General features: G+C 64.3%; 19 protein-coding genes and 1 tRNA gene. 11 read left to right on the forward strand and 9 right to left on the reverse strand.

Annotated features, from left to right (window positions below):
* Position 1: 1 nt before the first annotated feature.
* Positions 2–955, reverse strand: a complete 954-nt coding sequence (locus EAH75_RS03265) for a respiratory chain complex I subunit 1 family protein (protein WP_140654136.1) — start codon at positions 953–955, stop codon at positions 2–4.
* A complete protein-coding gene (gene hyfB / locus EAH75_RS03270; protein ID WP_241668869.1) occupies positions 952–2,964 on the reverse strand; it encodes a hydrogenase 4 subunit B in 2,013 nt (670 codons plus the stop codon). Before hyfB ends, EAH75_RS03265 begins: the two co-directional genes overlap by 4 nt.
* 130 nt (positions 2,965–3,094) lie before the next feature.
* On the opposite strand from hyfB, the gene EAH75_RS03275 reads away from it, so the two are divergent.
* The gene (locus tag EAH75_RS03275) at positions 3,095–3,322 is read left to right on the forward strand and encodes a CopG family transcriptional regulator (protein ID WP_140654138.1); all 228 of its coding nucleotides are present in this window, start codon (positions 3,095–3,097) and stop codon (positions 3,320–3,322) included.
* 115 nt (positions 3,323–3,437) lie between these two features.
* Positions 3,438–4,091 (forward strand): hypothetical protein, encoded by a 654-nt coding sequence (locus EAH75_RS03280; RefSeq protein WP_140654140.1) that lies wholly within the window; start codon positions 3,438–3,440, stop codon positions 4,089–4,091.
* Between the two features lie 175 nt (positions 4,092–4,266).
* Here EAH75_RS03280 and EAH75_RS03285 read toward each other — a convergent pair whose 3' ends face one another.
* Positions 4,267–7,302, reverse strand: a complete 3,036-nt coding sequence (locus EAH75_RS03285; RefSeq protein WP_140804192.1) for a ligand-binding sensor domain-containing protein — start codon at positions 7,300–7,302, stop codon at positions 4,267–4,269.
* A gap of 227 nt (positions 7,303–7,529) precedes the next feature.
* Between EAH75_RS03285 and EAH75_RS03290 the strand changes: the two genes are divergently transcribed.
* From EAH75_RS03290 to EAH75_RS03305, 4 genes are all read left to right on the forward strand, one after another.
* Positions 7,530–8,852: a replication-associated recombination protein A gene (locus EAH75_RS03290; protein ID WP_241668870.1), complete on the forward strand. Its 1,323-nt coding sequence runs from the start codon at positions 7,530–7,532 to the stop codon at positions 8,850–8,852.
* A gap of 89 nt (positions 8,853–8,941) precedes the next feature.
* Positions 8,942–9,520 carry a hypothetical protein gene (locus EAH75_RS03295; protein ID WP_140654146.1) on the forward strand — a complete coding sequence of 193 codons (579 nt, stop codon included), beginning with the start codon at positions 8,942–8,944 and terminating at the stop codon, positions 9,518–9,520.
* A 105-nt stretch (positions 9,521–9,625) separates the two neighbouring features.
* Positions 9,626–10,912, forward strand: a complete 1,287-nt coding sequence (serS, locus tag EAH75_RS03300; RefSeq protein WP_140804197.1) for a serine--tRNA ligase — start codon at positions 9,626–9,628, stop codon at positions 10,910–10,912.
* Entirely contained in the window at positions 10,909–11,292 is a 384-nt protein-coding gene (locus EAH75_RS03305) for an LrgA (RefSeq protein WP_140804199.1), read from the forward strand. Before serS ends, EAH75_RS03305 begins: the two co-directional genes overlap by 4 nt.
* 43 nt (positions 11,293–11,335) lie before the next feature.
* On the opposite strand, the gene EAH75_RS03310 is transcribed toward EAH75_RS03305, so the two are convergent.
* Positions 11,336–12,130 (reverse strand): CHAD domain-containing protein, encoded by a 795-nt coding sequence (locus tag EAH75_RS03310; protein ID WP_140804201.1) that lies wholly within the window; start codon positions 12,128–12,130, stop codon positions 11,336–11,338.
* A gap of 163 nt (positions 12,131–12,293) precedes the next feature.
* On the opposite strand from EAH75_RS03310, the gene EAH75_RS03315 reads away from it, so the two are divergent.
* The 4 genes from EAH75_RS03315 (at position 12,294) to EAH75_RS03330 (ending at position 16,083) form a co-directional block, all read left to right on the forward strand.
* Positions 12,294–12,383, forward strand: a tRNA-Ser gene (locus EAH75_RS03315).
* Positions 12,384–12,641: 258 nt separating this feature from the next.
* Positions 12,642–13,313: a DUF6988 family protein gene (locus EAH75_RS03320; protein WP_140804203.1), complete on the forward strand. Its 672-nt coding sequence runs from the start codon at positions 12,642–12,644 to the stop codon at positions 13,311–13,313.
* Between the two features lie 441 nt (positions 13,314–13,754).
* On the forward strand, positions 13,755–15,512 hold the full coding sequence (locus EAH75_RS03325) for an aspartyl protease family protein (RefSeq protein WP_241668871.1): 1,758 nt from the start codon (positions 13,755–13,757) through the stop codon (positions 15,510–15,512).
* A gap of 151 nt (positions 15,513–15,663) precedes the next feature.
* Positions 15,664–16,083 carry a hypothetical protein gene (locus EAH75_RS03330; RefSeq protein WP_140804205.1) on the forward strand — a complete coding sequence of 140 codons (420 nt, stop codon included), beginning with the start codon at positions 15,664–15,666 and terminating at the stop codon, positions 16,081–16,083.
* Between the two features lie 71 nt (positions 16,084–16,154).
* Here the strand turns inward: EAH75_RS03330 and EAH75_RS03335 are convergent, their stop codons facing one another.
* From EAH75_RS03335 to EAH75_RS03345, 3 genes are all read right to left on the reverse strand, one after another.
* Complete coding sequence (locus tag EAH75_RS03335) at positions 16,155–17,645, reverse strand: S41 family peptidase (protein WP_161596269.1); 1,491 nt, start codon at positions 17,643–17,645, stop codon at positions 16,155–16,157.
* Positions 17,646–17,834: 189 nt separating this feature from the next.
* Positions 17,835–19,412 (reverse strand): GGDEF domain-containing protein, encoded by a 1,578-nt coding sequence (locus EAH75_RS03340; protein WP_140804209.1) that lies wholly within the window; start codon positions 19,410–19,412, stop codon positions 17,835–17,837.
* 149 nt (positions 19,413–19,561) lie between these two features.
* Positions 19,562–20,848: an NRAMP family divalent metal transporter gene (locus EAH75_RS03345; RefSeq protein ID WP_140804212.1), complete on the reverse strand. Its 1,287-nt coding sequence runs from the start codon at positions 20,846–20,848 to the stop codon at positions 19,562–19,564.
* A gap of 183 nt (positions 20,849–21,031) precedes the next feature.
* Here EAH75_RS03345 and EAH75_RS03350 point away from each other — a divergent pair, with 183 nt between their 5' ends.
* Positions 21,032–23,434, forward strand: coding sequence for a phosphoketolase family protein (locus EAH75_RS03350; protein ID WP_140804214.1), 2,403 nt, complete (start codon positions 21,032–21,034; stop codon positions 23,432–23,434).
* Positions 23,435–23,438: 4 nt separating this feature from the next.
* Here the strand turns inward: EAH75_RS03350 and EAH75_RS03355 are convergent, their stop codons facing one another.
* Positions 23,439–24,632 (reverse strand): acetate/propionate family kinase, encoded by a 1,194-nt coding sequence (locus EAH75_RS03355; protein ID WP_140654168.1) that lies wholly within the window; start codon positions 24,630–24,632, stop codon positions 23,439–23,441.
* Complete coding sequence (locus EAH75_RS03360; RefSeq protein WP_140804216.1) at positions 24,629–26,059, reverse strand: bifunctional enoyl-CoA hydratase/phosphate acetyltransferase; 1,431 nt, start codon at positions 26,057–26,059, stop codon at positions 24,629–24,631. The genes EAH75_RS03355 and EAH75_RS03360 overlap by 4 nt, the downstream gene beginning before the upstream one ends.
* Positions 26,060–26,085 lie beyond the last annotated feature (26 nt).

Raw genomic sequence — 26,085 nt, forward strand, 5'->3', positions numbered from 1 at the left:
GTCAGACCTCCAGCAGCAGATGCACGAGCAGGCCGAGCACGGCGAGCAGGAATGCCATGGTCAGGAACTCCGGCGCGCGGAACAGCCGCAGTTTGGCCGACACGGTCTCGAACAGCGCAAGTGCCGCCCCGGCGATGACGAGCTTGAGCAGCAGCGCGGCGATCGCGAGAACCAGCAGCCGCGGGTCGGCGCCATTCACCACGATCCCCCACGGCATGAACAAGGCGAAGCCGATGCAGGCGTAATTGAACAGCTTGAGCCAGGAGGCCCATTCGATCAGCGCCAGGTGGCGCGCCGAGTATTCCAGCACCATCGCCTCGTGGATCATCGTCAGTTCGAGATGGGTACTGGGGTTGTCGATCGGCAGGCGTGCGTTCTCGGCCAGCAGCACCATCACGAACGCCACGCCGGCAAACGCCAGGCTCGGATGCAGCACGAATTGATGCGCGGTCAACGTGCCCTCGACGATGGCGGGCAGGGCGGTGCTGCCGAACATCAGGAAGGCGCTGAACAGCACCATCAGCAGTGCCGGCTCGGTAAGAAATCCGATCATCATCTCGCGGCGTGCGCCAAGCGTGCCGAATGCGGTGCCCACATCCATCGCCGCCAGCGCCATGAAGACGCGTCCGGTGGCGAACAGGCCGACCAGCGCAATCGCGTCGGCCACCCGCGCCAGCGGCAGCTCGGTGGTCACCGAGGGGATGATCGCGGCGGCGAGCGCCATCGTGGCGAATACCACATACGGCGCGCTGCGGAACAACGGCGAGGCGTGCGTCGCCAGTGCCGCATCCTTGTGCAACAGCTTGCGCAGTATCCGGTAGGGCTGCCACAGCGAGGGTGCGGAGCGGTTCTGCAACCAGGCGCGGCACTGCGTCACCCAGCCGGCAAACAGCGGCGCCAGAGCGATCGCCAGCAGGCATCCACCGATCTGCCAGACGTAGGCAGCGATGTTCACTGGACGCACACCAGCAGAAAGATCAACGTCACGAAGCTGTACAGCAGATAGATCGAAAGACGACCGCCCTGCAGGAACGCCAGGCTGTCTGCGATGCGCCGGGTGAGCCGTGCCAGCGGCAGGTACAGCGCGTGCCAGAAGCGGTCACTGATCAGCACGCTGTAACGCGGCTGCAGATCGGAGGGCAGCGGCAGTTCGCGCTGCTGCCGAAACACCGGCCCGAACAGGTGACGGATCGGCTGCCCGAAACCTTCGGCGGTGTCCTGCATGCGCGGCGTCTGCCATGGATAACCGCAGTCCCACGGCGGGGTGCGGCGGAGTCGTCCGTGATGGAACAAGCGCACCAGCACGAAGGTCGCCCCGATCACCAGCAGCAACCCCAGCCACAGCCACAGTCCGCTGTAGGACGCCCGATTGGAGGCTACCGGCGTCATCCACCAGGCCGATTGCCCGTGCTGCACGGTCGTGCCTACAAGGCTCAGGGTCACCCGCCCCACGACATCCAGCGCGACCTGCGGAAAGATGCCGATCAGCACGCAGCCCAGCGCCAGCCAGATCAGGCCCAGCCGCTCCAGCGCGCCGGCATCATGCGCTTCCCGCAGCGCAGGTTCGCGCGGCTGGCCGAGAAAGATCACGCCGTAGAACTTCACCATCACGTAGCCGGCCAATGCCGCCGTCAGCGACACGATGGCCGCGCCCAGCGGCACGATCATGTTGAGGAATGCATGCGGAATGTGTGGTGTCTGCAGGAATGCCTGCAGCAGCAGCCATTCGGACACGAAACCATTCAGCGGCGGCAGCCCGGCGATGGCCAGCGAACCGATCAGGGCCAGCATGGCCACCCATGGCATCCGCCGGATCAGGCCGCCGAGCTTGCCCAGGCTGCGCTCGCCGGTGGCATGCATCACCGATCCGGTGGCCAGAAACAGCAGGCTCTTGAAGAATGCATGGTTGAACGCGTGGATCAGCGCTGCCGCCAGCGCCAGCGCCGCTAGCAGGCGCATGTCGAAACTGCGGCACACTAGCGCGAGCCCGATGCCGGCGAGGATCAGGCCGATGTTCTCGATCGAGGAGTACGCCAGCAGCCGCTTCATGTCGGCCTGCACGGCCGCGAAGATGGCGCCGTACAACGCGGTGCCGAGCCCGAGTCCGAGTGTCAGCAATCCCCACCACCACGGGCCGACATGCAGCAGATCCAGGCTGACCCGCAGCAGCCCGTAGATGGCGGTCTTCAGCATCAGCGCGCTCATCATCGCCGATACCGGCGATGGCGCCGCCGGATGCGCTTCCGGCAGCCATACATGCAGCGGCACCATGCCCGCCTTGGCGCCGAACCCGAACAACGCCAGCACGAACGCCACGCTGGCCCAGGCCGGTGCAAGCGTCGCACCGCGCATCGCGTCGAACGTCATCTGCCAGCTGCCGCCATGCAGCACGCCGAAACACAGCAGCAGTGCCAGTGCACCCACGTGCGCCATCAGCAGGTAAAGGAAACCGGCGCGCCGGATCTCCGGCAGCCGGTGCTGGGTAGTCACCAGGAAGTACGAACTCAGCGCCATGGTTTCCCAGGCCACCATGAACAGGTAGGCATCGTCGGCCAGGATGACCATGGCCATGCTGGCCAGAAACACGTGGTACTGCAGGCAGAGCAGCCCCGGAGCCGTGCCTTCGCCTTGCCGGAAATAGCCGGCGGCGAAGATCGAGATACCGGCGCCAGCGCTGCCCAGCAGCAACAGGAAGAAACCGGACAGCGCGTCCAGCCGCACGTGGAACGGCAGATCCGGCAGTCCCAGCGGAAGCAGAGCGCTCTGTGCGGTGAAATCTGCCGTTAGTGCCAACGCGCCCATACCGGCGACGCCGAGTGCTACCAGCGCTCCCAACGGAAACAGGATGCGGGCGACCCAGCCGATGCGATTGGACTGGACCAGACCGAGAGCCCCCACCAGCAACCATGCGGCGATCAGGTACAGCAGCACAGCAAGTGGTGTGACTGTGGCCAGTGCGCTCACCGCTGCCACGCCCCTGATTTCGGCTTGCCACGGCTGATCTGGTGGCTGGTGATGGTCGGTGCCCGTGCGTATTTCATGATAAGTGTATTATCATAAGAGTTGTTTCCAGTGTAAGACTGATGAGACGCGTATGCCAACAGAAAATCGCACAGCCCGCCTGACCATCCTGATCGATCCGCGCAAGAAAGCCGTTTTCGAGCGGCTGTGTACTGGAGAAGACGCCACATCGTCGCAGGTCGTGCGTCGACTGATCCGGGACTACATCGAGCAGCGATTGGGACACCCCTGGCATGCCGAGGACGACGTTGCCGAAAAGGCCGTGCCGGCACGCGGGGGCTCGCATGTCCGTGCGCGCTGAAGACTCCCGGCCACTGCGACGGAAAGCTGCTGGCCCAGCCAAGGCTGTTCCGCTGTCGAGGATCGGACTGGCACCCGAACAGGTGGCCTTCATAGGGGAGGCTGCAGCGGAAAACGTGTTCGTGCAGGTCCTGTGCTGGCCCACGATGCCCGCTGCGTGGTCGGCGCTCGCCGAGGCCGCCGCATCCATGCGCGCGATACGTGACGGGCTGTCGATGTCCAACCCCGTGGTGGGTTCGTCCTGGTTGCAGCAGGTGGCACCGCAGCTGAGTGGTCCGCTTGAACGCGAATGGGGGGCCGCCGAAAGCACCTTGGCCACGCTGATCCGACGCCTGCCCGTGCGCTTCGCGGTCGCCATCGTGCGACTCGAGTCGGGTGAACGTCAGGGCGGCGCTGCCGCGCGCTGCCGTTCGTTGTTCACGGGCTGCCTGACCGCCTATGGCACTTATCTCAAGACCTCCAATCAGTGCGCTTTCCGGCTGATGCTCGCGCCGGGTCAGAGTGCGGAAACAAATGCCCAGCGCCTCGCCGTCTACGCGGAAATGCTGCCGCATCTGGAGGGCAGCGGACGGCTTGGTGCACTCGAACTGGCGTTCTGGCCCGGAGGCACGCCACCGTTGCCGATGGAGGTGGCGCAGCTGGCTGCGGCAGCCGTGAGCCGACATCTGCAGGCACCGGCTCAGGCCAATCCCCTGTTCGATGCGGTGCGCGAGCAGCTGGCGCCGCCATCTCACTTTCATGCGCTGAGCGGGAGATCGGCGCGTCGCTGAAGGATGACCCGCATGGCAGTGGATGGCGACGTGCCGGTGATCGCCACTCAGCCACTGAAAGACTGATCCCGCAATGCCGGTGCTGCCCCGTGCCGCGCAGCGTGTCCGTCGGTTTGTATGGTCGCTATACGACGAAGTCGACCGCCGCTATCGGCACGGACTGAAGCGGTGAGCTTCAGCTCGCGGTGGCGCAGCGATTGCGACCGTTGTGCTTGGCCTCGTACAGCGCCTTGTCGGCACGCGACAGCCATTGTTCGATGGACTCGCCCGGATGCAGCGCGGCGATGCCGATGCTGACGGTCACCGGGATCGAGCGCCCGTCGTGGGCTACCGTCGTGCTGGCCAGTGCCGCGCAGATGCGTTCGGTGATTTCCTGCGCATGCTCCAAGCTGGTGTCGGGCAGGCACAGCACGAACTCCTCGCCGCCGTAGCGGCCGACCAGGTCGTCTTGCCGGCAGTGCTGCTTGATCACCTCGATCGCGCCGCGGATCACCGCATCGCCGGCCAGGTGCCCGTGGGTGTCGTTGATCTGCTTGAACCGATCGAGGTCGAACAACGCGATGCAGACCGAACGCCCCTGCGCCCGTTCGCGCACACCTCCGGCCAGTTCCAGAAAGCGGCGTCGGTTGTAGACGCCGGTCAACCCGTCAGTGCTGGCCAGCTCATCGAGGCGCTGGTTGGCAGCGAGCAGGTCGCGCGTGTGCTCGTCGATCTGCCGTTGCAACTGGGTGGCCTGCCGGCGGAGATAGAGCGTACGCAGATGTACCAGCACGACCACCAGTGCAATCAGCAACAGGATGGCGATCAGCCGGCTGATCGTGGTTTCGTACCAGCGTGGCTTGACCGTGATGCTGACTCGGGTTTCGACGGTGTGGGGCTGCATGCCATGGGTCGCCGCACGCAGGTGCAACTGGTAGTCGCCGTGGGGCAGGTTGGTGTAGATCGCGCTGGGCAGGCTGCCCCTGGGGATCTTGGTCCAGTCGTCGTCGATGCCTTCCATGCGATAGCTGTAGGAGGTTTCCAACGGTGTCTGGTAGTCAAGCAGGGCAAAGTCCAGCCGCAGGTTGCGGCTGCGCGAGTCCAACTGGATGGATTGGCCGTCGCGGGGAAGCTCCCCGAACGGTACCTCGTTGCCATTCACGATGGCATGGGTGATCGTCAGCGGTGCGGCAGCGGCCGTCGGCGCCCGCCAGTGCGGCCGGATCACCGTCAACCCGCCGATGCCGCCGAACAGCAGTTCGCCGCCCGGTGCGCGCGCGGCGCCCACGTAGACGTAACTGGAAATGTGCAGGCCATCACGCGGGCCAAGGTTGTGCACGGCCTGCGTGTCGCTGTCGATCATCGACACGCCGTTGGAGGTGCTGATCCACAGGTTGCCGTGATCGTCGTACTGCACGCCGCTGATCTTGTCGTTTGCCAGGCCTTGTGCAACGCCGATGGTGCGGAAACGATAAGGGCCACCGGGTGAATAATGATCGATCACGCCCAGCCCGCCGAAGGTGCTGACCCACAGTCGCTGCTGTGGGTCCAGCGTGATCGAGCTGATGTAGTTCTGCGGCAGGCTGGAGGGATCGTCGCGACGGTGGATCAGGTTTTCGAAGCCGTCGCGGGCCAGCGTGCTGCCGGCAATGCTGATGCCGTGGGTGGTGCCGTACCACCAGCTGTCGCCCACGCGGGCGATCTCGCGCACGGTGTCGCTGCCGAGGCTGTTCGGATCATTCGCATCGTGACCGACATGATCGAGTGCTCCGCTACCCGTGTCGTAGCGATACAGGCCGTCATAGGTGCCGATGAGGATGCGCGAGCCATCCCGTTGCAGGCTCAGTACCGGCTTGTTCTCCAGTGCGGGCAGTATCGAAGGCTGGATCGCCAGCGTATCGGGATCGATCCGGGCCAGGCCCTGGGTGCCGACCAGGATCGAACCATCGGCCGCCTCGACGAAGGTCTGTACGTCGCGATGAAGCTGGTTGCCGCTCAGCTGCAGGTGGCTCATGCGTCCGGCCGCGAGGTCGATCATGTCGATCCGGCCCGAGCCCAGGCCGAGCCAGATGCGGCCGCGTGTATCGACGTAGATGCCGCGCACGCTGGTGTCGCTCAGCGCGTTCTGTTCCAGCGGCGAGGGCAGCAGCGAGAAAGCCATGCGCGCATTGGGATTGGTATGTGCGAGTCCGAGGTCGGTGGCGACCCAGATGTTGCCCGAGCGATCCTGCAGCAACCCCCGCACCGAGTCGCCCGGCAACGAGGAGGCGATCGCGGGATCGTGCTTGATCTGGCGCAGTTGGCTACCGTCCACGGTATACGCGAGCACGCCGCTGCCGTCGGTGGCGATCCACATCGTGTCCGGCGCGACCTCCAGAAGGTCGCGCACCGTGGACTGCTGGGCGCCGTTCCGATAGCCGCTGAAACCTGGCACCGGATGCCACTGGCCAACAGTGTCGCGATAGGCCGCGCCGGCCTGTCCACTGCCCACCCATAGCCGGCCGGCACGATCCTCGTGGATCGCCCATATCTGGTTGTCCAGCACGCTGGCCACGGTGCCGACCGGATGGTCAGGCCGCTCGAACGTCGTCGAACCGGCATGGCGTTCGAACAGCCCCTGGTTGTTGCCCAGCCACAGGTTGCCCGCCCGATCCTGCATCACGCTGAAATTGCGTGGCGCGGTGTCGGCACCGGTTTGCAGTCGGGTAATCGTGTCCGTGTGCAGATCGAGGTGATCCAGCCCCGAATCGGTAGCGATCCAGACCCCACCGGCATGATCATCGGCGAGGTCGTAGATCTTGCTGTCCGAGGTACCGTTCGCACCGATCGGATAGCTGTGGAAACGATTGGTTGCCGGGTCCAGGCGCACAAGTCCGCCAGCATTGGTACCGATCAGCAGGCCACCGTCGGACAGTGCGAGCAGGCTGCGCACATAGGCATCGGGCAGCCCCGGCGTGCTGCCGTAGCGGGTATCGAACACCTGCGTGCGATAGCCGTCATAACGGACCAGACCCACCATGGTGCCGACCCAGACCAGGCCTCGCTGGTCCTGTGCGATCGAGGTGATGATCGACTGCGGCAGCCCTTCGGCAGTGCCGGCCTGGTCGAACCAGGGTGCGTCGAACTGTGCCCATGGGTCGCTACCAGCGCTGACGGCACCACACAGGAAAAACAGCAGCAGTCCGACGAGGCTCAGGCAATGGCGATGGGCGGGGCGAAACAACTGGCTCATGCGTTGCCCGCCATTCCGGGCTGACGTGCGCAGGCGCGATCTGCCACGACGTTCCTTCCTCTGGAAGGAATCTGCATCCTCACCTTCACTTGTGTTCTGCCCCCCGGCCGGTGCGCTGCGGATCAAGGTCGCAACGTGAGCGCATCATAGCGGCAATCCACTCCATCCTGATGCGCGGGCCGGCCCGTCGGGGCATGCCGTATCATGCCTGGATGCCTCGCAACATCATGACGCCCACGCCCGGCCTGTTCGCCGAACCCGATGCGCTCAAGCCGCTGGCCGAGCGCATGCGCCCGCGCAGCCTCGACGAGATCGTCGGCCAGCAGCGCCTGGTCGGCGCGGACAAGGCGCTGCGCCGCGCGCTGGAGGCCGGCAAGATCCATTCGATGGTGCTGTGGGGGCCGCCCGGCTGCGGCAAGACAACCCTGGCTCTGCTGGTGGCGCGCTACGCCGATGCGGATTTCCGCGCGATCTCCGCCGTGCTGTCCGGCCTGCCGGACGTGCGCAAGGCGCTGGCCGAGGCCGAGGTGAATTTCGCCCAGGGCCGGCGCACCGTGCTGTTCGTCGACGAGGTGCACCGCTTCAACAAGACCCAGCAGGATGCGTTCCTGCCGCACATCGAAAAAGGCGTGATCATCTTCATCGGCGCCACCACCGAGAACCCCTCGTTCGAACTGAACTCCGCGCTGCTGTCGCGCTGCCGCGTGCACGTGCTGGAACCGATCTCGACCGACGACATCGTGGCGGCGCTCAAGCGTGCACTGAGCGACAGCGAGCGCGGCCTCGGCGAGCTGCAGCTGCAGGTCAGCGATGCCTCGCTGGAGTCGATCGCCCAGGCCGCCGACGGCGACGTGCGCCGCGCGCTGACCCTGCTGGAAATCGCCGCCGAGCTCGCCGAAAACAACCGCATCGACGACACCACGCTGACCCAGGTGCTGGCCGACCGCACCCGTCGCTTCGACAAGATGGGCGAGCAGTTCTACGACCAGATTTCGGCGCTGCATAAATCCGTGCGTTCGTCCGATCCCGATGCCGCGGTGTACTGGCTATGCCGCATGCTCGATGGCGGCGTCGATCCGCTGTACCTGGCGCGCCGGATGACGCGCATGGCGGTGGAAGACGTCGGCCTGGCCGAGCCGCGCGCATGGCGCATGGCGCTGGATGCGTGGGATACCTACGAGCGCCTGGGCAGTCCCGAAGGCGAACTGGGCCTGGCTCAGCTGGCGATCTGGCTGGCGATCTCGCCCAAGAGCAACGCTGCCTACATGGCCTACAACAAGGCCCGCGCCGCCATCCGTGAAGGCGGCACGCTGGAAGTGCCGATGCACCTGCGCAACGCACCGACCAAGTTGATGAAGGGGCTCGGCTACGGCAAGGGCTACCAGTATGACCACGACGCCGAAGGCGGCATCGCGCTCGATCAGCAATGCCTGCCCGACGCGCTCGCCGGCAGCGTGTTCTACGAACCGGTCGATCGCGGGCTGGAATTGCAGCTGCGCGAAAAACTGCTGGCGCTGCGCGCGGCGCGCGAGAAGGCACGCAGCAAGTAGCGCCCTATGCATCCGCGGCTGCTGCGCGCGCCCTTGCACGGCTTTCGAGGTCCGACTTAGATTCGGGCCATCAACCGGGAGGGCGAATCATGCGTGTACTCGTGGCGGGTTTGATCGGCGGCATCCTGATGTTTGTCTGGGGCGTGGCGGCACACATGGCGTTGGGGCTTGGCGAGGTCGGCCTCAGGCTGCCCACCAACGAGAACGTCGCGCTCAGCGGTCTCCAACAAGGCCTGGGCGAACAAGCCGGCGTGTACATGTTGCCCTCGCTGGATCCCAAGAAAATGGGCGACGCGGCCGAGGTGAGGACGTATTCGATCAAGGCTGTCCGCTCGCCGTATGCCTTCGTGGTGTATCAGCCGCAAGGCACCGACATGATGCAGATGGGGCCGCAGATCGGGCGGCAGTGGGCATCCGATACCCTGAGCGCGCTGGCGCTGGCGTTCGTGATGGGGTTGGCCGTGGTCGGTTTCCGTCGCCGTCTCGCCATCGCGGCGGCGGCCGCGGTATTCGCCTGGCTCAGCACCATGCTGCCGTACTGGAACTGGTACCGCTTTCCGCTCGACTTCACCCTGGCTGCGCTGGTCGAACAACTCGTCGGCTGGCTGATCGCCGGCGCCGCGATGGCATGGTGGCTGGGCCGCAGCGAACGCAAGCTGGCCAGCTGAGCTGGCTGCAAGCCGGGCGGCGTAGCCACGTCGCCCGGTATTCATTGCGGCGATTGCCGCCCGGCAGCGATAATTCAGGGTTCAAGCCTTCATCTGGACTCGATCATGCTGGATCCCGCACTGCTGCGTTCGCGCCTCGCCGAAACCGCCGCACGCCTCAAGGAAACCCGCAACTACACGCTCGACGTGTCCGCCGTCGAGGCGCTGGAGAGTTCGCGCAAGCAGCTGGCGATGGAGACGCAGGAGCTGCAGAACCTGCGCAACACGCGTTCCAAGTCGATCGGCCAGGCCAAGGCGAAGGCGAAGGGCGAGGATGTCGCTGCCCTGATGGCCGAGGTCGCCGGCCTGGGCGACAAGCTCAAGGCCAACGAGCAGGCACTGGCCGAGGCGCAGTCGAAGCTCGCCGAGATCGCGCTGGGCATTCCGAATATCCCGCATGAGTCCGTACCTGTCGGCAAGGACGAGCACGACAACGTCGAGGCGAGCCGCTGGGGTACGCCGCGCAGCTTCGACTTCGCGGTGAAGGATCACGTCGAACTGGGCGAGCGCCATGGCTGGCTCGATGGCGACGCCGGCGCCAAACTGTCCGGCGCGCGCTTCACCGTGCTGCGCGGCCAGCTCGCGCACCTGCACCGCGCGCTCGGCCAGTTCATGCTCGATCTGCACACCGGCGAGCACGGCTATCTCGAATGCAACGTGCCGGTGCTGGTCAACGCCGACAGCATGCAGGGCACCGGCCAGCTGCCGAAGTTCGAGGAAGACCTGTTCGCAACCCAGGTCGGCGATGCGAAGCGCTACCTGATTCCCACCGCCGAAGTCTCGCTGACCAACCTGGTGCGCGACACCATCCAGGACGCCGACGCACTGCCGCTGCGCATGACGGCGCACACGCTGTGCTTCCGTGCCGAGGCCGGCAGCTACGGTCGCGACACCCGCGGCATGATCCGCCAGCACCAGTTCGAGAAAGTCGAGATGGTGCAGATCGCCCGCGCCGGCGAGTCGTATGCGCAGCTGGAGGAAATGGTCGGTCACGCCGAGAAGGTGCTGCAGAAACTCGGCCTGCCGTATCGCAAGCTGCTGTTGTGCACCGGCGACATGGGCTTCGGCTCGACCAAGACCTACGATCTCGAAGTATGGTTGCCCAGCCAGCAGACCTACCGCGAAATCTCCAGCTGCTCCAACTGCGAGGACTTCCAGGCACGCCGCCTGCAGGCCCGCGTGCGCAACGCCGACACCGGCAAGCCCGAACTCGTGCATACCTTGAACGGCTCCGGCCTCGCCATCGGCCGCACCCTCATCGCGGTGATGGAGAACTACCAGAACGCCGATGGCTCGATCAGTGTGCCCGAAGCACTGCGCCCGTACATGGCCGGGCTGGACCGCATCGCATGAACTCGCCAGCGCCCGTTCGCGGGAAGTGGGACAAGGTCGAGTTCTACACCAGCTATTTCCTGCTGCTGGTGCTGATCTCCTTCATCGGCACTCGATTAGGGTTTGCCACGGTGTGGCAATTGCCGACGATCGATTTCGTCCTCTCGGTTATCGCGGTGCTGCTGGTCCTCGCCAGCTTCTGGTCCGGCCGCCAAAGCCGCCGCTGGCGCCTGTGGAGCATCGCCTTCGCCACCGCCACCCAGATCGTGCCGATGGTGATCCGCGAACCCGTGCTGCTGTTCCCGCTGATCGGTGCACTGATCCCGATCGCGATCCTGGCGGGTTGCCTGATTGCGCTGTCCAGGAAAGGCGCCAACATTCGTCCGCCGCAGGGTTCCTGACAAACCGAGTTGCCCCGCCGGCAGCGCAAACTGGCGGGCGGCATCATAATTTCACGCGCCCGATCTCGTGATCGATGCCGCGGCGAAGCTGCTTCGCCAGCGCCGGGTTTCCAGCGTGGCGGATGCTTGAGCGAAGAACCTGCAAATCCTGCCGCCAGCCAAGTTTGTCTGCCAGACGACGCAGCGAACGGGTTGATTCCACTTTGCGTTTGACGGCTTCGAGACCTTTCCAATCAGCCGACGCCTCAACCCCATTCAACGTTTCAAGTTGCAATCGAAGACGACGTACACGCTTGCGCCAACGATGAAGGCGGACCGACGAACCTTCTTCCCGCGCAGCGGCCTTCGCCTTCTCCAGGCGTCGCAGGCTATGCAGGACGGAGTCGCGCACCACCTTCTTCGTCAGGTCCGTCCATGGAAGGTCGGTTATCGCCAATGCCATCCGGCTTATCCTGACGCGCCGTTTCGAAAAATCCGGATCGCGGGACAACGCAGCGTCAAGCAAAAGGTCGCGGCGGTGACCTAGCTGATCGGATATCTCTTTCCAGTACGGCTGGTGGTCGTTTGACAGCCTGGACGCCGTTTCCACTACAACTTGAGCGTCACGAAGCGCAGACAGGCCATCAGCCAATCGATCCAGCGATTTGTCGATCGCACCAAACTTCGCGCCGAAAACGTCCCGGCCCAAATCCAGCGTTCCCCGAAGCCTTCGTATTGCCTTGCGGGCCTCGTGAACAGCCAGGTGACGATCACGCTTCTTTTCGAGCGCCCGCCGTATTTCCTGCGCCTGCCTGGACGCCACCTCAGCAAGTTCCAGCCCGAACAATTTCGATGCCATGTGCCGCAGGCTTCATTTGAAGACGGGCAGCCAGTCTAGTCTGGGGATCGTTTCGTTGCGCAGCACTTGGCAGCGATAAGGCGGTGGTCTTCGGCGACCCATGAGCCGGACGAGGCCGTCGCGTTGGCTAGCGACGCGACTGGCCGTACAATGCGCGTTCCGCGGAGAGATGGCCGAGCGGTTTAAGGCACCGGTCTTGAAAACCGGCGAAGGGTCAAACCTTCCGTGGGTTCGAATCCCACTCTCTCCGCCAATGCACAAGTAAAGTAAGTAACTCGCAGACGCAAATATGACTTACCCAACATCCCGCCAACCATGGTGGGATGTTCTGTTTTGGTGGTTGGAAATTCCTTGCAGAACAGCGCTCATCGTGCGAATAGCGTCAGCGCAGACTGCGACGGCTCTATAGAGTCACGCCCTCGGAAGCACAAGCGCACCGCAACGGATGCCGCTCGTAAGGAAACAGGCGTGGCGTTGAGTAAGCCGCGAAGCTGTGCCGGTAGGTACACTCTTGGAGTCAATCGCGACAACAGAGGGCGGCAACGTGACAGTAGATATTGCGGTGCTACTGGACAACTCCAACACGTTCGACACTGCTTTGCGCACCGCGCTGATAGGTGAAACAGAACGCGCAATCCCGCCAGGCGCGCGAACGAATGCGGCATTCGCCTACTGCAAAATTGCTCTGGAACATGGCTCCGGTTTTCAGCACCTATTGGCCATTGATAACGCGACATCGGCGATGGCACTTGTCCGCTTGCAATATGAAGCCGTGCTAAGAGGCTCATGGGTGCTCTACGCTGCCCCTGATGTTTGGATCGAGAAATTTTCGTCGGAGCCAAAATCCAACAGCGGCAAGGAGCCAGCAAAATTTCCCGATGTGTATCAAATGTTAGAAGAGCTTGCAGCGTCATCTGCCGATCAGGTTCTGTTTCAATCACTTGCTACCCTAAAGGCCAAGGCATGGGATGCGCTCAACTCGTATACGCACGGCGGGTTACGAATGATGACTAGGTCGCTGAACGGATTTGAGCCTGAATTACTGGTGTGGATGCTTAGGACCACAAACTCACTTTCTTACATAGCCGCGCAATTGCTGGCGCATGTGGCTAACGATCCCGCGTGCAGCAATCAACTTTTTTCCATTCGCACCGCCATGTCGGATTGCATGCATAGCGAGTGAGCGATAGATGAAAAAAATCCCCCCGGCAATCGCCGGGAACTTGGTGCAGTTTCGCGGTGCTTAAGCCCTCTTTGTTGGTGCGGCTATTTCCTTGGCGGCACTCACACCTAATCCGCCAGTTTTCGCTAGCTATTCAACGATGTGCAACTGTGGTGGTGCGCCCTGGAGAGTTCCGAAAAAGTGACAGCGGCAATTTCTGGAAGATGCCGGGATCGGTTTCGTTCGTGGGTCGGAGCTAGAACAAGCCATTTCGCTGCGATGCGACCGATCGGACGACGATCATGTTCCTCAAATTGTCCCTGACACTGCTCTTTGCCAACCCCCTCCTTGAGCACCTCCAGAGTTTTCGCCACTATGCCCGGAGCGCCCATACAACCCGGCGCTCAACGGCCACGCCTGCATTCCGCAGCCTTGGCATCCAAGGGGGCGATGATGACAAGGATGTTGCGTTTGGGCTGCCTGGGCATCAGCGCCTTGCTCGCAAGCCACGCTTGGGCTGACGGTTGCCAGTTGAAGGATTACGGCACGTTGCCGGTGGAAATGGTCGGCGGGCAAGCCACGACCTTGGTGAAGATCAACGGGGCCGATACGCGCTTCGTTCTGGATACCGGGGCTTTCTTCAACACCATGTCGCGTGCCAACGCGTTGTCGCTGGGGCTCAATCTGCGACCTGCGCCATTTGGTTTTCGCATCGGTGGCATCGGAGGCACGGCGGATGTCCAGTTCACTCAGGTGAAGGATTTCGGCATCCTCGATACGACGCTCCACAAGATCGCCTTCATCGTCGGTGGCACGGATGCGGGCCATGGATTGCTTGGCGCCAACCTGCTTGATCTGGTCGATCTGGAAATCGATCTGGCACATGGCAAATTGACTTTGTTCAGTGCGATCGACTGCGAAAAACACTCGCTGGCCTATTGGTCCAAGGATGGCAAGTACAACGACGCCGACATCGTGTCGACCGGCAACGAGCACGATCGGCGCACTTTTTTCAACGTGATGATAAACGGCAAGAAGGTGCGGGCGGTGCTCGATTCGGGGGCCTATGCCACCGTGCTCAGCCGTCGCGCCGCCGAGCGGGCCGGTATCGACCTCGATGCACCAGACGTCAAGGCTGGCAGTAGCAGCATCGGCATTGGCGCCAGGTCGGTTAAGACATGGACGGTACGCATTGATTCGTTCTCGGTCGGCACGGAAACCATCCAGCACAGCCAGATGCAGGTGATTGACGGAAACATGGGTGACACCGACATGCTGCTCGGCGTGGATTTTCTGCTCGCCCATCACATGTTCATCGCCAACAGCCAACGGAAAGCTTATTTCACCTACAACGGCGGCCGCGTGTTTACCTTTGCCGACGCGCCGAGCGACAGCGATAAACCCGAGGCCGGCACCGCTGCGGACGACAACGGTGCGATGCCCAAGACTGCGCCCGATTACGCTCTGCGTGGCGAAGCGCGCCTGTCGCGCGGCGAAGCGAGGGCTGCCGTGGCCGATCTGGACGAGGCGATCCGCATGGCGCCGGATCAAGCCGCTTACTACGTTGCCCGTGCGCGGGCACGTGTGGCGAACAAACAGCCGAATGCGGCGCTCGACGATCTGGACAAGTCCTTGAGCCTGGATCCGAAGAACGTCGATGCCTTGCTGCTACGCGCCGAACTTCGTTTCGTGCACAAGGACCGCACGGGTGCGACAGCCGACGCGATGGCGGCAAGCGCCTTGGCGCCAGCGGGCTCAGCCCAGGCGCGCTCGATTGCCGGCCTCTACATCCAGCTCGATCAACCCGCTGCGGCGCTGCACATGCTCGACGATTGGATTCGGCTGCACAGCCATGACGCCATGCTCGGCGCGGCGTTCAACGAGCGCTGCTGGGCGCGTGGACTGAGCAATCAGATGCTCGACGATGCCTTGAAGGATTGCCGCAAGGCGATCAAGCGCGATGGCGAAAAGCCGGCCTACCTCGACAGTCTCGGCATGGTGCAGTTACGACTGGGACATTATCCCGAATCGATCAAGGCCTACGAGCAGGCGCTCGCGCAAAACCCGCATTCCGCGTGGTCACGCTATGGCCTTGGCCTGGCGAAAATCCGCAGTGGCCAGACGGACGCGGGCCATGCCGATCTGGTCGCCGCGCACGCGCTTGATCCGGAAATCGAGACGCGTGCCACCAGGTTTGGCTTGACTGCGGCCGGGCCATAGATCGTGTGGGAAATATTCCCGGACACGATCTGCAACACCATTGGCGGGGTCGAAGGCGCAACTGGATCGCTTGATCGTCTTCGACAAATTGTCATCCAGGATCGGCCCAACCTCGGCTACAGTGGCGCTACACCACTGCCGAGGCCTGATCATGAGCAAAGACAAATCGCACAAAAAGGACAAGTCGAAGAAGCACGACCTGTTTTCGTTGATGCTGGAACAGAGTGAAGTATTCAGGGACATGGTGGCGCACTTTCAGAGTGCCTGGGCGCCGAAAATGTTCGTGCACATGAGTGGTGAGGCAGCCAACACGGCTCCGGCGTCGGGTACGGTAATTGCGAAGAAGCCGACTCGGGCTGCCCAGTCTGCGAAGAAACCTGTCACGAAGAAGGTTGCATCGGTATTGAAGAAGGCGGTGGCCGCACCAGCCACGAAGAAGCCAGTAATCGCAGCCAAGAAGAAGAGTGCCAGGAAGGCTTCAAGTGCGAAGAGCTCCGCGCCTGTCGTGGCAAAGAAGAGCGCGGTCAAAACAGCGCGGCCTACGGCAAAGAAAGGCTTGCCAAGGAAATAGCCGGACCGCACTCGGCCTAATGCACACCTGCGCTGTTTCTGGATGCTTGGACGACCATCGAGCTCCTCAACTCAGAGCTGGTGCTTCGCCTTCAGTTGCACAAGCACTTTGGCGAGACTGCTACGGCCGCCATCGCGCAAATCGGCGAGTGTGCTGCTGAGAGCAAAGTCTGGGCGCAGGCCTACGGACTGGATGGCGAAGGGGTGCGTGCGGCTGGGTGCGAAGTGATCCCGCGCCTGCATGTCGACCAACGCGGCCTCGTCATGCGCGCCTTCGCCGAGCGTGCCGGCAGGATCGAACACCGAGAAATTTCCGCTGAGCCGCGCGGCATAGCCGGAGCCGGCCAGCGGGGTGCCCGGTTCGCCGTTGAACTCGAAGCCGCCGCCGGCGCCCACGGTGCGCTCGCCTACCACGGTGGCGCCGGAGGCCCATAGCCAGCTCGCCATGAATTCGCCCGCCGAGCGCGTGCCGGCGTCGGTCAGCACGATCAGTGGCGCATGGGTGGCGACGTGGCCGCAGCTCGGGTCGGTGTGTTCCTTCGCGAGTTGCACGGTGCCGGCCTTGCTGCCGGCGAACAGGTCGAGTGTGGCGAGCGAGGGCTTGGTGCCGAGCGCCTCGGCCAGCAACCACGCTTCGCGGTCGAAGCCACCAAGATTGCCGCGCAGGTCCAGCACCAGCACGTCCGCATCGCGGGCGGCGGTGTCGGCTTCGCGGATGACGTTGCGCACCACGGCGCAGTAGCCGGCAAGCATGGCGGTATCGTCGCTGGCACCGGGTTGTTTGCTGGCCGCATCGGCAGCGGTCACGAAGGCGTCGTCGTACTGCGGCGCGAACGCACCGATGCGCAGCGTGCCGATGCGCAGACCGTTGGCCTTGAAGTGCTGCGGCAGGTCGGCGCGGTTGATCGCGGCCGTCATCGACTTGGCCAGTCCCGCATCTACGGGCTTGTAGTGCAGCGTGACGGCTTTCGTCTGGCCCTTGGCATCCTGCACGCGCAAGGCGACTGCATTCCCGAGTCCGGCAACGCGATGGACCACCGGCGTGGCGAGCCCGAGCTCCGTAGCCGCTTCCGCGTAACGGCCGCGGCGCTGGCCACCGAAGGTCAGCGTTGCTGCGTGTTGCATCCAGGCATGGGCGTCCTGGCCATCGATCGCCAGCACCTGATCGCCCTCGGTGACGTGCACGTTTCCGGCATTGGTATCGAATACGCGCCAGACGATCAGGCTGCCGTCGCTGGCAGTGCGAAACAGCATGCCCAGGGTTTCGGATTTGCCCGCCTTGGCACCGACCAGCGCGACGTGCTGGTCCTGCAGCGCTGCCAGTGTGCGGGTGAGTGCGTTGGCGTCGGGGAGGGATGGTGCGGTGTGCTCAGCCGACCAGAAAGCCTGGCCCTGGACCTCATCGGGAAAGTCGTGGCGGTAGCGTTCCACGTAACGCAGCGAGGGATAACTGTGAGTCACCTGCGCACGCAGCTGGCTGCCGTCGTCGGGCTTGGCTGCTCGTGCACTACCCAGCACGGTCAGCGTGCACAGCGCTGCGATGGTCCGAATCTTTCCCTGCATGACGTTTCCCTGGTTGCGTGGCGTCGAGCGCGGCGCCTCGGATCCTGCGATGAGGCATGAAGGCGCGATCATGCCGCGTGCGGTTGCTGTGATCGAGTGTCGCTAGTCATGTCGAACGATGGTGGGTGTGGAAAAGGAAGAGGTGTCTGGTCCATATATTTTGGCACTGGACGACTATCCGATTCCAAGTCACTCAGCCCACTGGATCCGGTTTCTCCCGCTCCGCTTCGCCACATACAGTGCCTCGTCCGCCGCATTCAGGAACTTGTCGCTGTCCGGGTAGGGGGTTGTCGTTGTCGACGCGAGGCCGGCGCTGATCGTCACCACGTGCTGGGTGCTGCGTGCGTGCTGGATCTGCATGGCTTCGACCCGCCGCCGCAGCCTTTGCAGGATGTCTCCCGATGCGTCGACATCGTAGCCGCTCATCAGGGCAACGAATTCCTCGCCGCCGTATCTTGCCACGATCACGTCGGGCTGCTGGCTCGCCTCGCGCTGCAGCGCATGCGCGACCGCGGCCAGGCAGTCGTCACCGGCGAGATGGCCATAGGTGTCGTTGAATGCTTTGAAGCTGTCGATGTCGATCATCGCGACGCTGAGCGAACGACCGGTTTTCAGCGCGTTTTCCCATTCGCGGCTGAGTCGCTGGTAGAAGCCGCGGCGGTTGAGCAGGGAGGACAGCTCGTCGCGCACGATGGCCTGCTGCAGGCCGCGCTTGAGCTGTCGCAGGTCGTCCTCGAAGGCCAGGTGCTGTCCCAGCACGATGGCGTTGCGCGCCGCGTAGGACGTGATCGCGAGTACCAACGTGGCGGTCGCGAGGACGGGGTTCTTGCCCAGCTGCGCGAACGCGAGACAGCACAGCGCCAGGCTCATCACGAACGGGCTGATGCTCTCGGCGACGTAGCGGATCCGGCGGCTCGGGCGGTAATTACGGAACCATACCTTTCGCCGCCGGCCGAGCAGAAAGCCGAGTACCACGAAGGGCAGGCCGAGCAGCAGCTCGGGCAGGTACGACTCGCTGCTGAGGATGAACCGGTTGTGGATGCCGGGCAGTACCGCATCTAGCCAGGCGAAGACGGTCAGCACGAAGAAGAACCGCCGTTCATCCGAGCGCTTTGTGGAAACCAGACGTAGTGTGGCGAACACCGCCACGAACAAGCCCATTGCGTCGAACATCCACATCACGAAGGTCGCCGGTGGCGATTGCGGCGAGGCCGCATTCAGCACCCCGTGCAGGGTGTAATAGAAAAGGGCCGCGATGGCGCACGCAAGAAGGCTGTCGACGATGCTGGCCCAGCGGTAGAGCGTGGCGATCGGGTTGTAGGCCGCGGCAATGGTGAGCAGGAGGCTGCTAAGGCAGAAGTAGAGGGTTGGATCGAAGGCCACCAGGGTGCCGAGCGGATTGGACAGCGAGTCGGTGAACAGCAAGCTGAACGCGCCGCCCTGGGCAATCAACGCGAGCAGCAGCAGGCTCCACAGCGGACGGTTGTGACGGACGCTGAAGCGAAGCCGCCGCCAGCACGCCAGCACCGTCAGCGTGAGCATGGCCAGCACGACGCCGTAGCTCCATGTGAGCAGATGCGACGGCGCCCACGCGATCACGCCCAGCTGGAGCAGCAGCAGCGGTCCAAAGGCTCGGGACATCCCGGCGTGCATTTTCATCTCGCGATGTTCCAGAGCTGTTGGTGCGGTACCTGGAAGTCGGCAATTGCCCCCGGCTGTTCTGTTACACCGGAAGCCTGCCACAAAGTGCATCGAGCGACCCTGCACGGGTCGTGCGGGTAGTGTGGCCCTGGACGGATTGCCGCGTGGGAATATCGGTCACGGTCACGGTCCCCGGCCAGCGCTGGCGACGCAGACGATGCAATACGCATCCCGGTTCCCGGTTTGCCGATGGCAGACAGTGGAATAGCGCAGCCTCACTTCACCCAAGTCACAAACATCACCACCGCCGCCGTCGCCATCGCCACCGTCGCCAGCCACCCGAATACCTTCAACGGCCACGGCATGGTGAACTTGCCCATGACCTTGCGGCTGGACCCCATCAGCATCATCACGATCATCAGCGGCACGGCGGCTACGCCGTTGATCACTGCGCTCCAGTACAGCGCCTTGATCGGGTCGAGCGGGGTCAGGTTCAGTGCGATGCCGATGAGGCTGGCAACGATCAGCACGCCGTAGAAGAACACGGCCTCGCGCGGCTTGTGCTCGAGTCCGCTGCGCTGGCCGAACGCACCGGCGGCGGCGTAAGCAGTGGCACCGGCCAGTATCGGCACGGCGAGCAGGCCGGTGCCGATGATGCCGGCGGCGAACAGCACGAACGCCAGCTTGCCGGCCAGCGGCCGCAGGGCTTCGGCCGCCTGGGCCGAGGACTGGATGTCGGTCTTGCCGTGTTCGTGCAGCACCACGGCGGCGGTGAGGATGATGAAGAACGCCACCAGGTTGGAGAAGATCATCCCCACCGTGGTGTCGATGCCGATGCGGCGCAGGGCGCTCGGTGCCTGTTGCGGTGCATCCTGCAGCGGCTTGCGTTGCTTGCTCGACTCGATCTCCTCCACTTCCTCGGAGGCCTGCCAGCAGAACAGGTAGGGACTGATGGTGGTGCCGAGCAGCGCGACCAGGCCCACGGCATAAGGCGCGTTCCAGCTGATCGGTGGCAGCACGATGCTCCTGAGCACGGCGCGCCACGGCACGTCGATGACCAGTACGGTCGCCACGTAGGCGAACAGGCTCAGCGTGAGCAGCTTGAGGATCGGCGAGTAGCGGGTGAATGGAATGAAGATCTGCAGTACCAGCGACAGCACGGCGAAGCCGGCGGCATAGAGCAGGGCCGGTCCACCGATCAACAGTTTCAGCGCCGCGCCCATGGCGCCGATGTCCGCCGCCAGGTTGATCACGTTGGCGATGAAGATGGATGTGACCAGCGCATACACCAGCTTGCGCGGGTAGTACTGGCGCATGCCGTCCATCAGGCCTTTGCCGGTGACCCGACCGATGCCGGCACTGATCGCCTGGATCGCGATCATCAGCGGCATGGTCAGGAACACGCACCACAGCATGCCGTAGCCGAACGCCGCACCCACCTGCGAGTAGGTGGCAATGCCGCTGGGGTCGTCGTCCGCCGCGCCGGTGATCAGGCCAGCGCCGAGATTGGCCCAAGGCGGAGTTTCCGGCCCGCCGTCTTCGGTGTTTTCATGTGCGGCCATGCTGTGCTGTTTCCGAAGAGTGATCCAGCCGGGGCGCTGCAACGGCTTGGGGCAGCGCGTGAAGATATCCAATGATGAAACTGTCGCACCGTGCGTGTGGCGAGGTGCCGCAGTGAAATTCACAACCTTTGAGGTACATAGTGCGCTGAATTGGATTTTCGCATTCACCGGGACTGCCAGATCATGACCACCAATGCCTTGGCTCGCCAGCCGCTCGACCCCGACCAGTTGCATGCCATCGACGCCTGGTGGCGCGCCGCGAACTACCTGTCGGTGGGGCAGATCTACCTGCGTGCGAATCCATTGCTGCACGAGCCGCTGAAGCTGGAGCACGTCAAGCGCATGCAGTTGGGCCACTGGGGCACCACGCCGGGGCAGAATTTCATCTATGCGCATCTGAACCGGGTGATCCGGCAGCACGATCTGGACATGTTCTACATCTCCGGCCCCGGCCACGGTGGCCCGGCGGTGGTGGCGAACGCGTATCTGGATGGCACCTACAGCGAGGTGTATCCCGAGATCGGCCAGGACGAGGTGGGGCTGCAGCGGCTGTTCAAGCAGTTTTCGTTTCCGGGCGGCATACCGAGCCACGCGTCGCCGGAGTGTCCCGGCTCGCTGCACGAGGGCGGTGAGCTGGGCTACTCGCTGAGCCATGCGTTTGGCGCGGTATTCGACAACCCGGAGCTGATCGCGGCCTGCGTCGTGGGCGATGGCGAAGCGGAAACCGGGCCGCTGGCCACTGCCTGGCATTCGAACAAGTTTCTCGATCCGGTGGGTGACGGCGCGGTGCTGCCGATCCTGCATCTGAACGGTTACAAGATCGCCAACCCCACCGTGCTGGCGCGGATCAGCCGCGAGGAACTGGAGCAGCTGCTGCGCGGCTATGGCTGGACCCCGTATTTCGTGCAGGGCAGCGATCCGCAGCTGATGCATCAGGCGATGGCCGCCACGCTGGATGCAGTGGTGGCGCAGATCCGCCAGATCCGCGTTGACGCGCGCCTGCATGGCGTCACCACGCGGCCACGCTGGCCGATGATCGTGCTCGATTCGCCCAAGGGCTGGACCGGGCCGAAGGTGGTCGACGGCAAGCCGAACGAGGGCACGTTCCGGGCGCATCAGGTGCCGATTGCGGTATCGGAGAGCAGTCCGCCGGAACACCTGCACCAACTCGAGGCGTGGCTGCGCAGCTATCGGCCGCAGGAGCTGTTCGACCAGCATGGTCGGCTGAAAGCCGAGTTGATCGCACTCGCGCCCGTCGGCACCCGCCGCATGAGCGCCAACCCGCACACCAACGGCGGCCTGCTGCTGCAGGATCTGTGCATGCCGGATTATCGCGACCACGCGGTGGACGTGCCGCAGCCCGGCGTGAGCGGTATCGGCGACACGCGCGTGCTGGGGCCGTTCTTGCGCGAGGTGATCCGCCTGAATGCGCAGCAGCGCAATTTTCGCGTGTTCGGGCCGGACGAAACCGTGTCGAACGGGCTGGCCGCCGTGTTCGAGGCGACCAACCGCCAGTGGCAGGCGGCCACGGCACCCAATGACGAGTTTCTGGCACCGCAGGGACGGGTGCTGGAGATGCTCAGCGAGCACCAATGCGAAGGATGGCTGGAAGGCTATCTGCTGACCGGGCGGCACGGCCTGTTCAACTGCTACGAGGCGTTCATCCACATCGTCGATTCGATGTTCAACCAGCACGCCAAATGGCTGAAGATGACCGCGGCAATCCCGTGGCGGCGCCCGCTCGCCTCGCTGAACTATCTGCTCGCCTCGCACGTGTGGCGACAGGACCACAACGGCTTCACCCACCAGGATCCCGGCTTCATCGACCATGTGGTCAACAAGAAGGCGGAGATCGTGCGGGTATACCTGCCGCCGGATGCGAACTGCCTGTTGTCGGTGATGGACCATTGCCTGCGCAGCCGGCACTACGTCAACGTGGTGATCGCCGGCAAGCATCCGGCGCCGCAATGGCTGGCGATGGACGCGGCGCAGCGGCACTGCAGCCAGGGCATCGGCATCTGGCCGTGGGCCAGCAGCGACGAGCATGGCGAGCCCGACGTGGTGATGGCCTGTGCCGGCGACGTGCCCACGCTGGAGACGCTGGCCGCGGTGTCGATCCTGCGACGTTACCTGCCGGAGCTGAAGCTGCGCGTGGTCAACGTGGTCGACCTGATGAAGCTGCAATCGCCCAGCGAACATCCGCACGGACTGGAGGACGACGACTTCGACCAGCTGTTCACCCGCGACAAGCCGGTGATCTTCGCGTTCCACGGTTACCCGACCCTGATCCACCGGCTGACCTACCGGCGTACCAACCACGACAACCTGCATGTGCATGGCTACAAGGAGGAGGGCACCATCACCACCGCATTCGACATGACCGTGCTCAACGCGCTGGACCGCTTCCACCTGGTGATCGACGTGATCAACCGTGTGCCGCAGCTCGGTGAACAGGCCGCGCACCTCAAGCAGCGCTTGCAGGACAAGCTGCTGCAGCACAAGCAGTACATCGACGAGAACGGCCAGGACCTGCCGGAGATCCGTCACTGGATGTGGAACGCACCGGACGCCGGCACGCTGGGGTAATGGTTCAGCGCGACAGGAACGGCAGCGCGGCGGAGGCCGCGACCCACTCCTCGTTGGCGGGCTCGACCACCACCAGTACCTTGCTCGATGCGCTGGAAATCACCGGCGCATCGGCCGCGTTGGCGGCCGGATCGATCGCCACGCCGAGATAGCCCAGGCCGATGCAGACACGTTCACGGATCACCGCATTGTGCTCGCCGATGCCGGCGGTGAACGCCAGCAGGTCCAGCCCGTTCAAAGTGGCGGTGAGCGCACCCAGCTCACGCACGATGCTGCGTACATACAATGCAAGGGCCTCGCCGACCGCAGGCTCGTGCTCTCGCGGCAACAGCACGCGCGGGTCGGCCGACACACCCGATATGCCGAGCAGGCCGGACTCGTGGTACAGCATGTGGCCCACGCGCTCCAGCGACAGTTTGCCGATCTGCATCAGGTAGATCACCGCCCCCGGATCCAGCGCGCCGCAGCGGGTACCCATCATCAAGCCGTCCAGCGCCGAGAAACCCATGGTGGTGGCGACACTTTGCAGGTTCCGCATCGCGCACAGGCTGGCGCCGCTGCCCAGGTGCGCCACGATGCTGCGGCCGCGCGCGACATCGCCGTAACGCTCGCCCAGCACCTGCGACTGGTAGGCGTAGGACAGGCCGTGGAAACCGTAGCGGCGCAGGCCCTGGTTCCACACCGAGCGCGGCAGCGGCAGCATCTTTTCCACCGTCGGCATGCTCTGGTGGAACGCGGTGTCGAAGCAGGCCACCTGCGTCAGTTGCGGCAGCTCGGCCAGCAACGCGGCGATGGCTTCCAGTGCAAACGGCTGATGCAGCGGTGCCAGCGGAATATAGCTTTGCAGGTCGGTCAGCACGGCGGCATCCACGCGCACCGGTGCAAAGTATTTGCTGCCGCCGTGCACCACGCGATGTGCGATCGCCACGATGCGGCGGCCGTTCAGTCGCGCCACGATGCGCTGTCGCAGGTAAGCCAGTGCGCTGTGGTACGGCTGTGCGGCATCCAGCGATACGGTTTCGCCGACTGTATCGTTCTGGCTGAAGGTCGGCTTGGGGTCGGTGATGTCTTCGACCTTGCCATGCCATGCCGGCGTGCGCGACAACGGGTTTGTCGCTGCGTCGAACAACGCGAACTTGATGCTGGATGATCCGCAATTGAGCACCAGGATCAGATCGCTGGCAGGGTGCGAGCTCATGGTGGGCTGGTGCGGTAATGATGGGCCACGAGCGACGCCAGTGCGCACGAGGCCACCCGCGATTCGCGCGAGTCGGCGCGGCTGGTAAGCACGATTGGCACACGCGCACCCATCACGATGCCGGCACTGGCGGCACCGCCAAGGTATTCGAGCTGCTTGGCCAGCATGTTGCCGCTTTCCAGATCCGGCACCACCAGGATGTCGGCGCGACCGGCGACCGGCGAGACAATGCCCTTGATGCGCGCGGCGGCAGCGGAGATCGCATTGTCGAATGCCAGCGGGCCATCGAGCACCGCGCCGGTGATCTGTCCGCGTTCGGCCATCTTGCACAGCACCGCGGCATCCAGCGTGGCCGGCATGTGCGGGTTCACGGTTTCCACCGCGGCCAGGATCGCCACCCGCGGCATCGCCACCCCGACCAGGTGCGCCAGCGCGATCGCGTTGCGCACGATGTCCGCCTTGTCCTCCAGCGTGGGCGCGATATTGATTGCCGCATCGGTGATGATGAACGGCCGCGGATAGGCTGGCGTGTGCATCAGATAGCAGTGCGAGATCCGGCGCGCCGTGCGCAGGCCGGCCTCGGTGCGCACCACGGCGGCCATCAGCTCGTCGGTGTGCAGGCTGCCTTTCATCAGCGCCTCGACCTGGCCGCTGGCGGCGAGCGCAGCCGCGCGCGCGGCGGCCGCGTGACTGTGTTCGACATCCTCGATGACGAGCCCGGACAGATCCAGCCCGGCCTCGCGCGCCACGTCTTCCAGTTTCGTTCGAGGTGCCACCAGCAACGGCTCGATCAGTCCGGCGGCGCGCGCATCCAGCGCGGCGGCCAGGCTGGTTGCATCGCAGGGATGCACCACGGCCACCCGGATCCTGCCGAGTTGCTGCGCACGTTCGCACAGCGATTGTTCGCCACCGTCGAGCAGGCGCAGCGTGGGCAGGCTGGCGCGCGGGCGTTCGATCGGGTTATCCGGCGCGATCACGTCGGCTTCGCCCTCGATCACCACGGCGCCGTGCTGGTTGGTACCGATGCAGGCCAGCGTGATGCGGCGGCTGACCTCGTCGAGCGCGCGCACCTGTACCCGCATCTGCAGCGTGTCGCCGATCTGCAGCGGCATCCGAAACTGCAGCGTCTGTGCTTGGTAGATCGTGCCGGGGCCGGGCAGGCGGGTGCCCAGCAGCGAGGAAATCAGCGCCGCCGCCCACATGCCGTGGCCGATCACGCCGTGGAAATCGGTGGAGCCGGCGGCGGCCGGACCGAGCTGCTGCGGGAGGTCACCGTACAGCAGGGCCAGCAACTGGATGTCGTCGAGGCTCAGGGTGCGCTCCATTGCCGCCACGTCGCCTACGGCAATCTGCGCGAACGGGCGATTGCACAGCAACGCCGGATCGGCAGCGGGCGAAACGGCGGCTTCCGGCGGAGTGACAGCCATGCAGGGTTTCCTGTCGTGGTGAGACG

Origin of the sequence: Rhodanobacter glycinis (assembly GCF_006438785.1) — a bacterium.
GTDB classification, from domain to species: Bacteria; Pseudomonadota; Gammaproteobacteria; order Xanthomonadales; family Rhodanobacteraceae; genus Rhodanobacter; species Rhodanobacter glycinis_A.

Excerpts from the sequence above, each read along its gene's own strand:
- EAH75_RS03310 (WP_140804201.1), bottom strand. The coding sequence starts at position 12,130 with ATGGCATCGAAATTGTTCGGGCTGGAACTTGCTGAGGTGGCGTCCAGG.
- EAH75_RS03330 (WP_140804205.1), top strand. The coding sequence starts at position 15,664 with ATGAGCAAAGACAAATCGCACAAAAAGGACAAGTCGAAGAAGCACGAC.
- EAH75_RS03275 (WP_140654138.1), top strand. The coding sequence starts at position 3,095 with ATGCCAACAGAAAATCGCACAGCCCGCCTGACCATCCTGATCGATCCG.
- EAH75_RS03325 (WP_241668871.1), top strand. The coding sequence starts at position 13,755 with ATGTTGCGTTTGGGCTGCCTGGGCATCAGCGCCTTGCTCGCAAGCCAC.
- serS (WP_140804197.1), top strand. The coding sequence starts at position 9,626 with ATGCTGGATCCCGCACTGCTGCGTTCGCGCCTCGCCGAAACCGCCGCA.
- EAH75_RS03295 (WP_140654146.1), top strand. The coding sequence starts at position 8,942 with ATGCGTGTACTCGTGGCGGGTTTGATCGGCGGCATCCTGATGTTTGTC.
- EAH75_RS03355 (WP_140654168.1), bottom strand. The coding sequence starts at position 24,632 with ATGAGCTCGCACCCTGCCAGCGATCTGATCCTGGTGCTCAATTGCGGA.
- EAH75_RS03290 (WP_241668870.1), top strand. The coding sequence starts at position 7,530 with ATGACGCCCACGCCCGGCCTGTTCGCCGAACCCGATGCGCTCAAGCCG.
- EAH75_RS03335 (WP_161596269.1), bottom strand. The coding sequence starts at position 17,645 with ATGCAGGGAAAGATTCGGACCATCGCAGCGCTGTGCACGCTGACCGTG.
- EAH75_RS03360 (WP_140804216.1), bottom strand. The coding sequence starts at position 26,059 with ATGGCTGTCACTCCGCCGGAAGCCGCCGTTTCGCCCGCTGCCGATCCG.
- EAH75_RS03350 (WP_140804214.1), top strand. The coding sequence starts at position 21,032 with ATGACCACCAATGCCTTGGCTCGCCAGCCGCTCGACCCCGACCAGTTG.
- EAH75_RS03345 (WP_140804212.1), bottom strand. The coding sequence starts at position 20,848 with ATGGCCGCACATGAAAACACCGAAGACGGCGGGCCGGAAACTCCGCCT.
- EAH75_RS03305 (WP_140804199.1), top strand. The coding sequence starts at position 10,909 with ATGAACTCGCCAGCGCCCGTTCGCGGGAAGTGGGACAAGGTCGAGTTC.
- EAH75_RS03285 (WP_140804192.1), bottom strand. The coding sequence starts at position 7,302 with ATGAGCCAGTTGTTTCGCCCCGCCCATCGCCATTGCCTGAGCCTCGTC.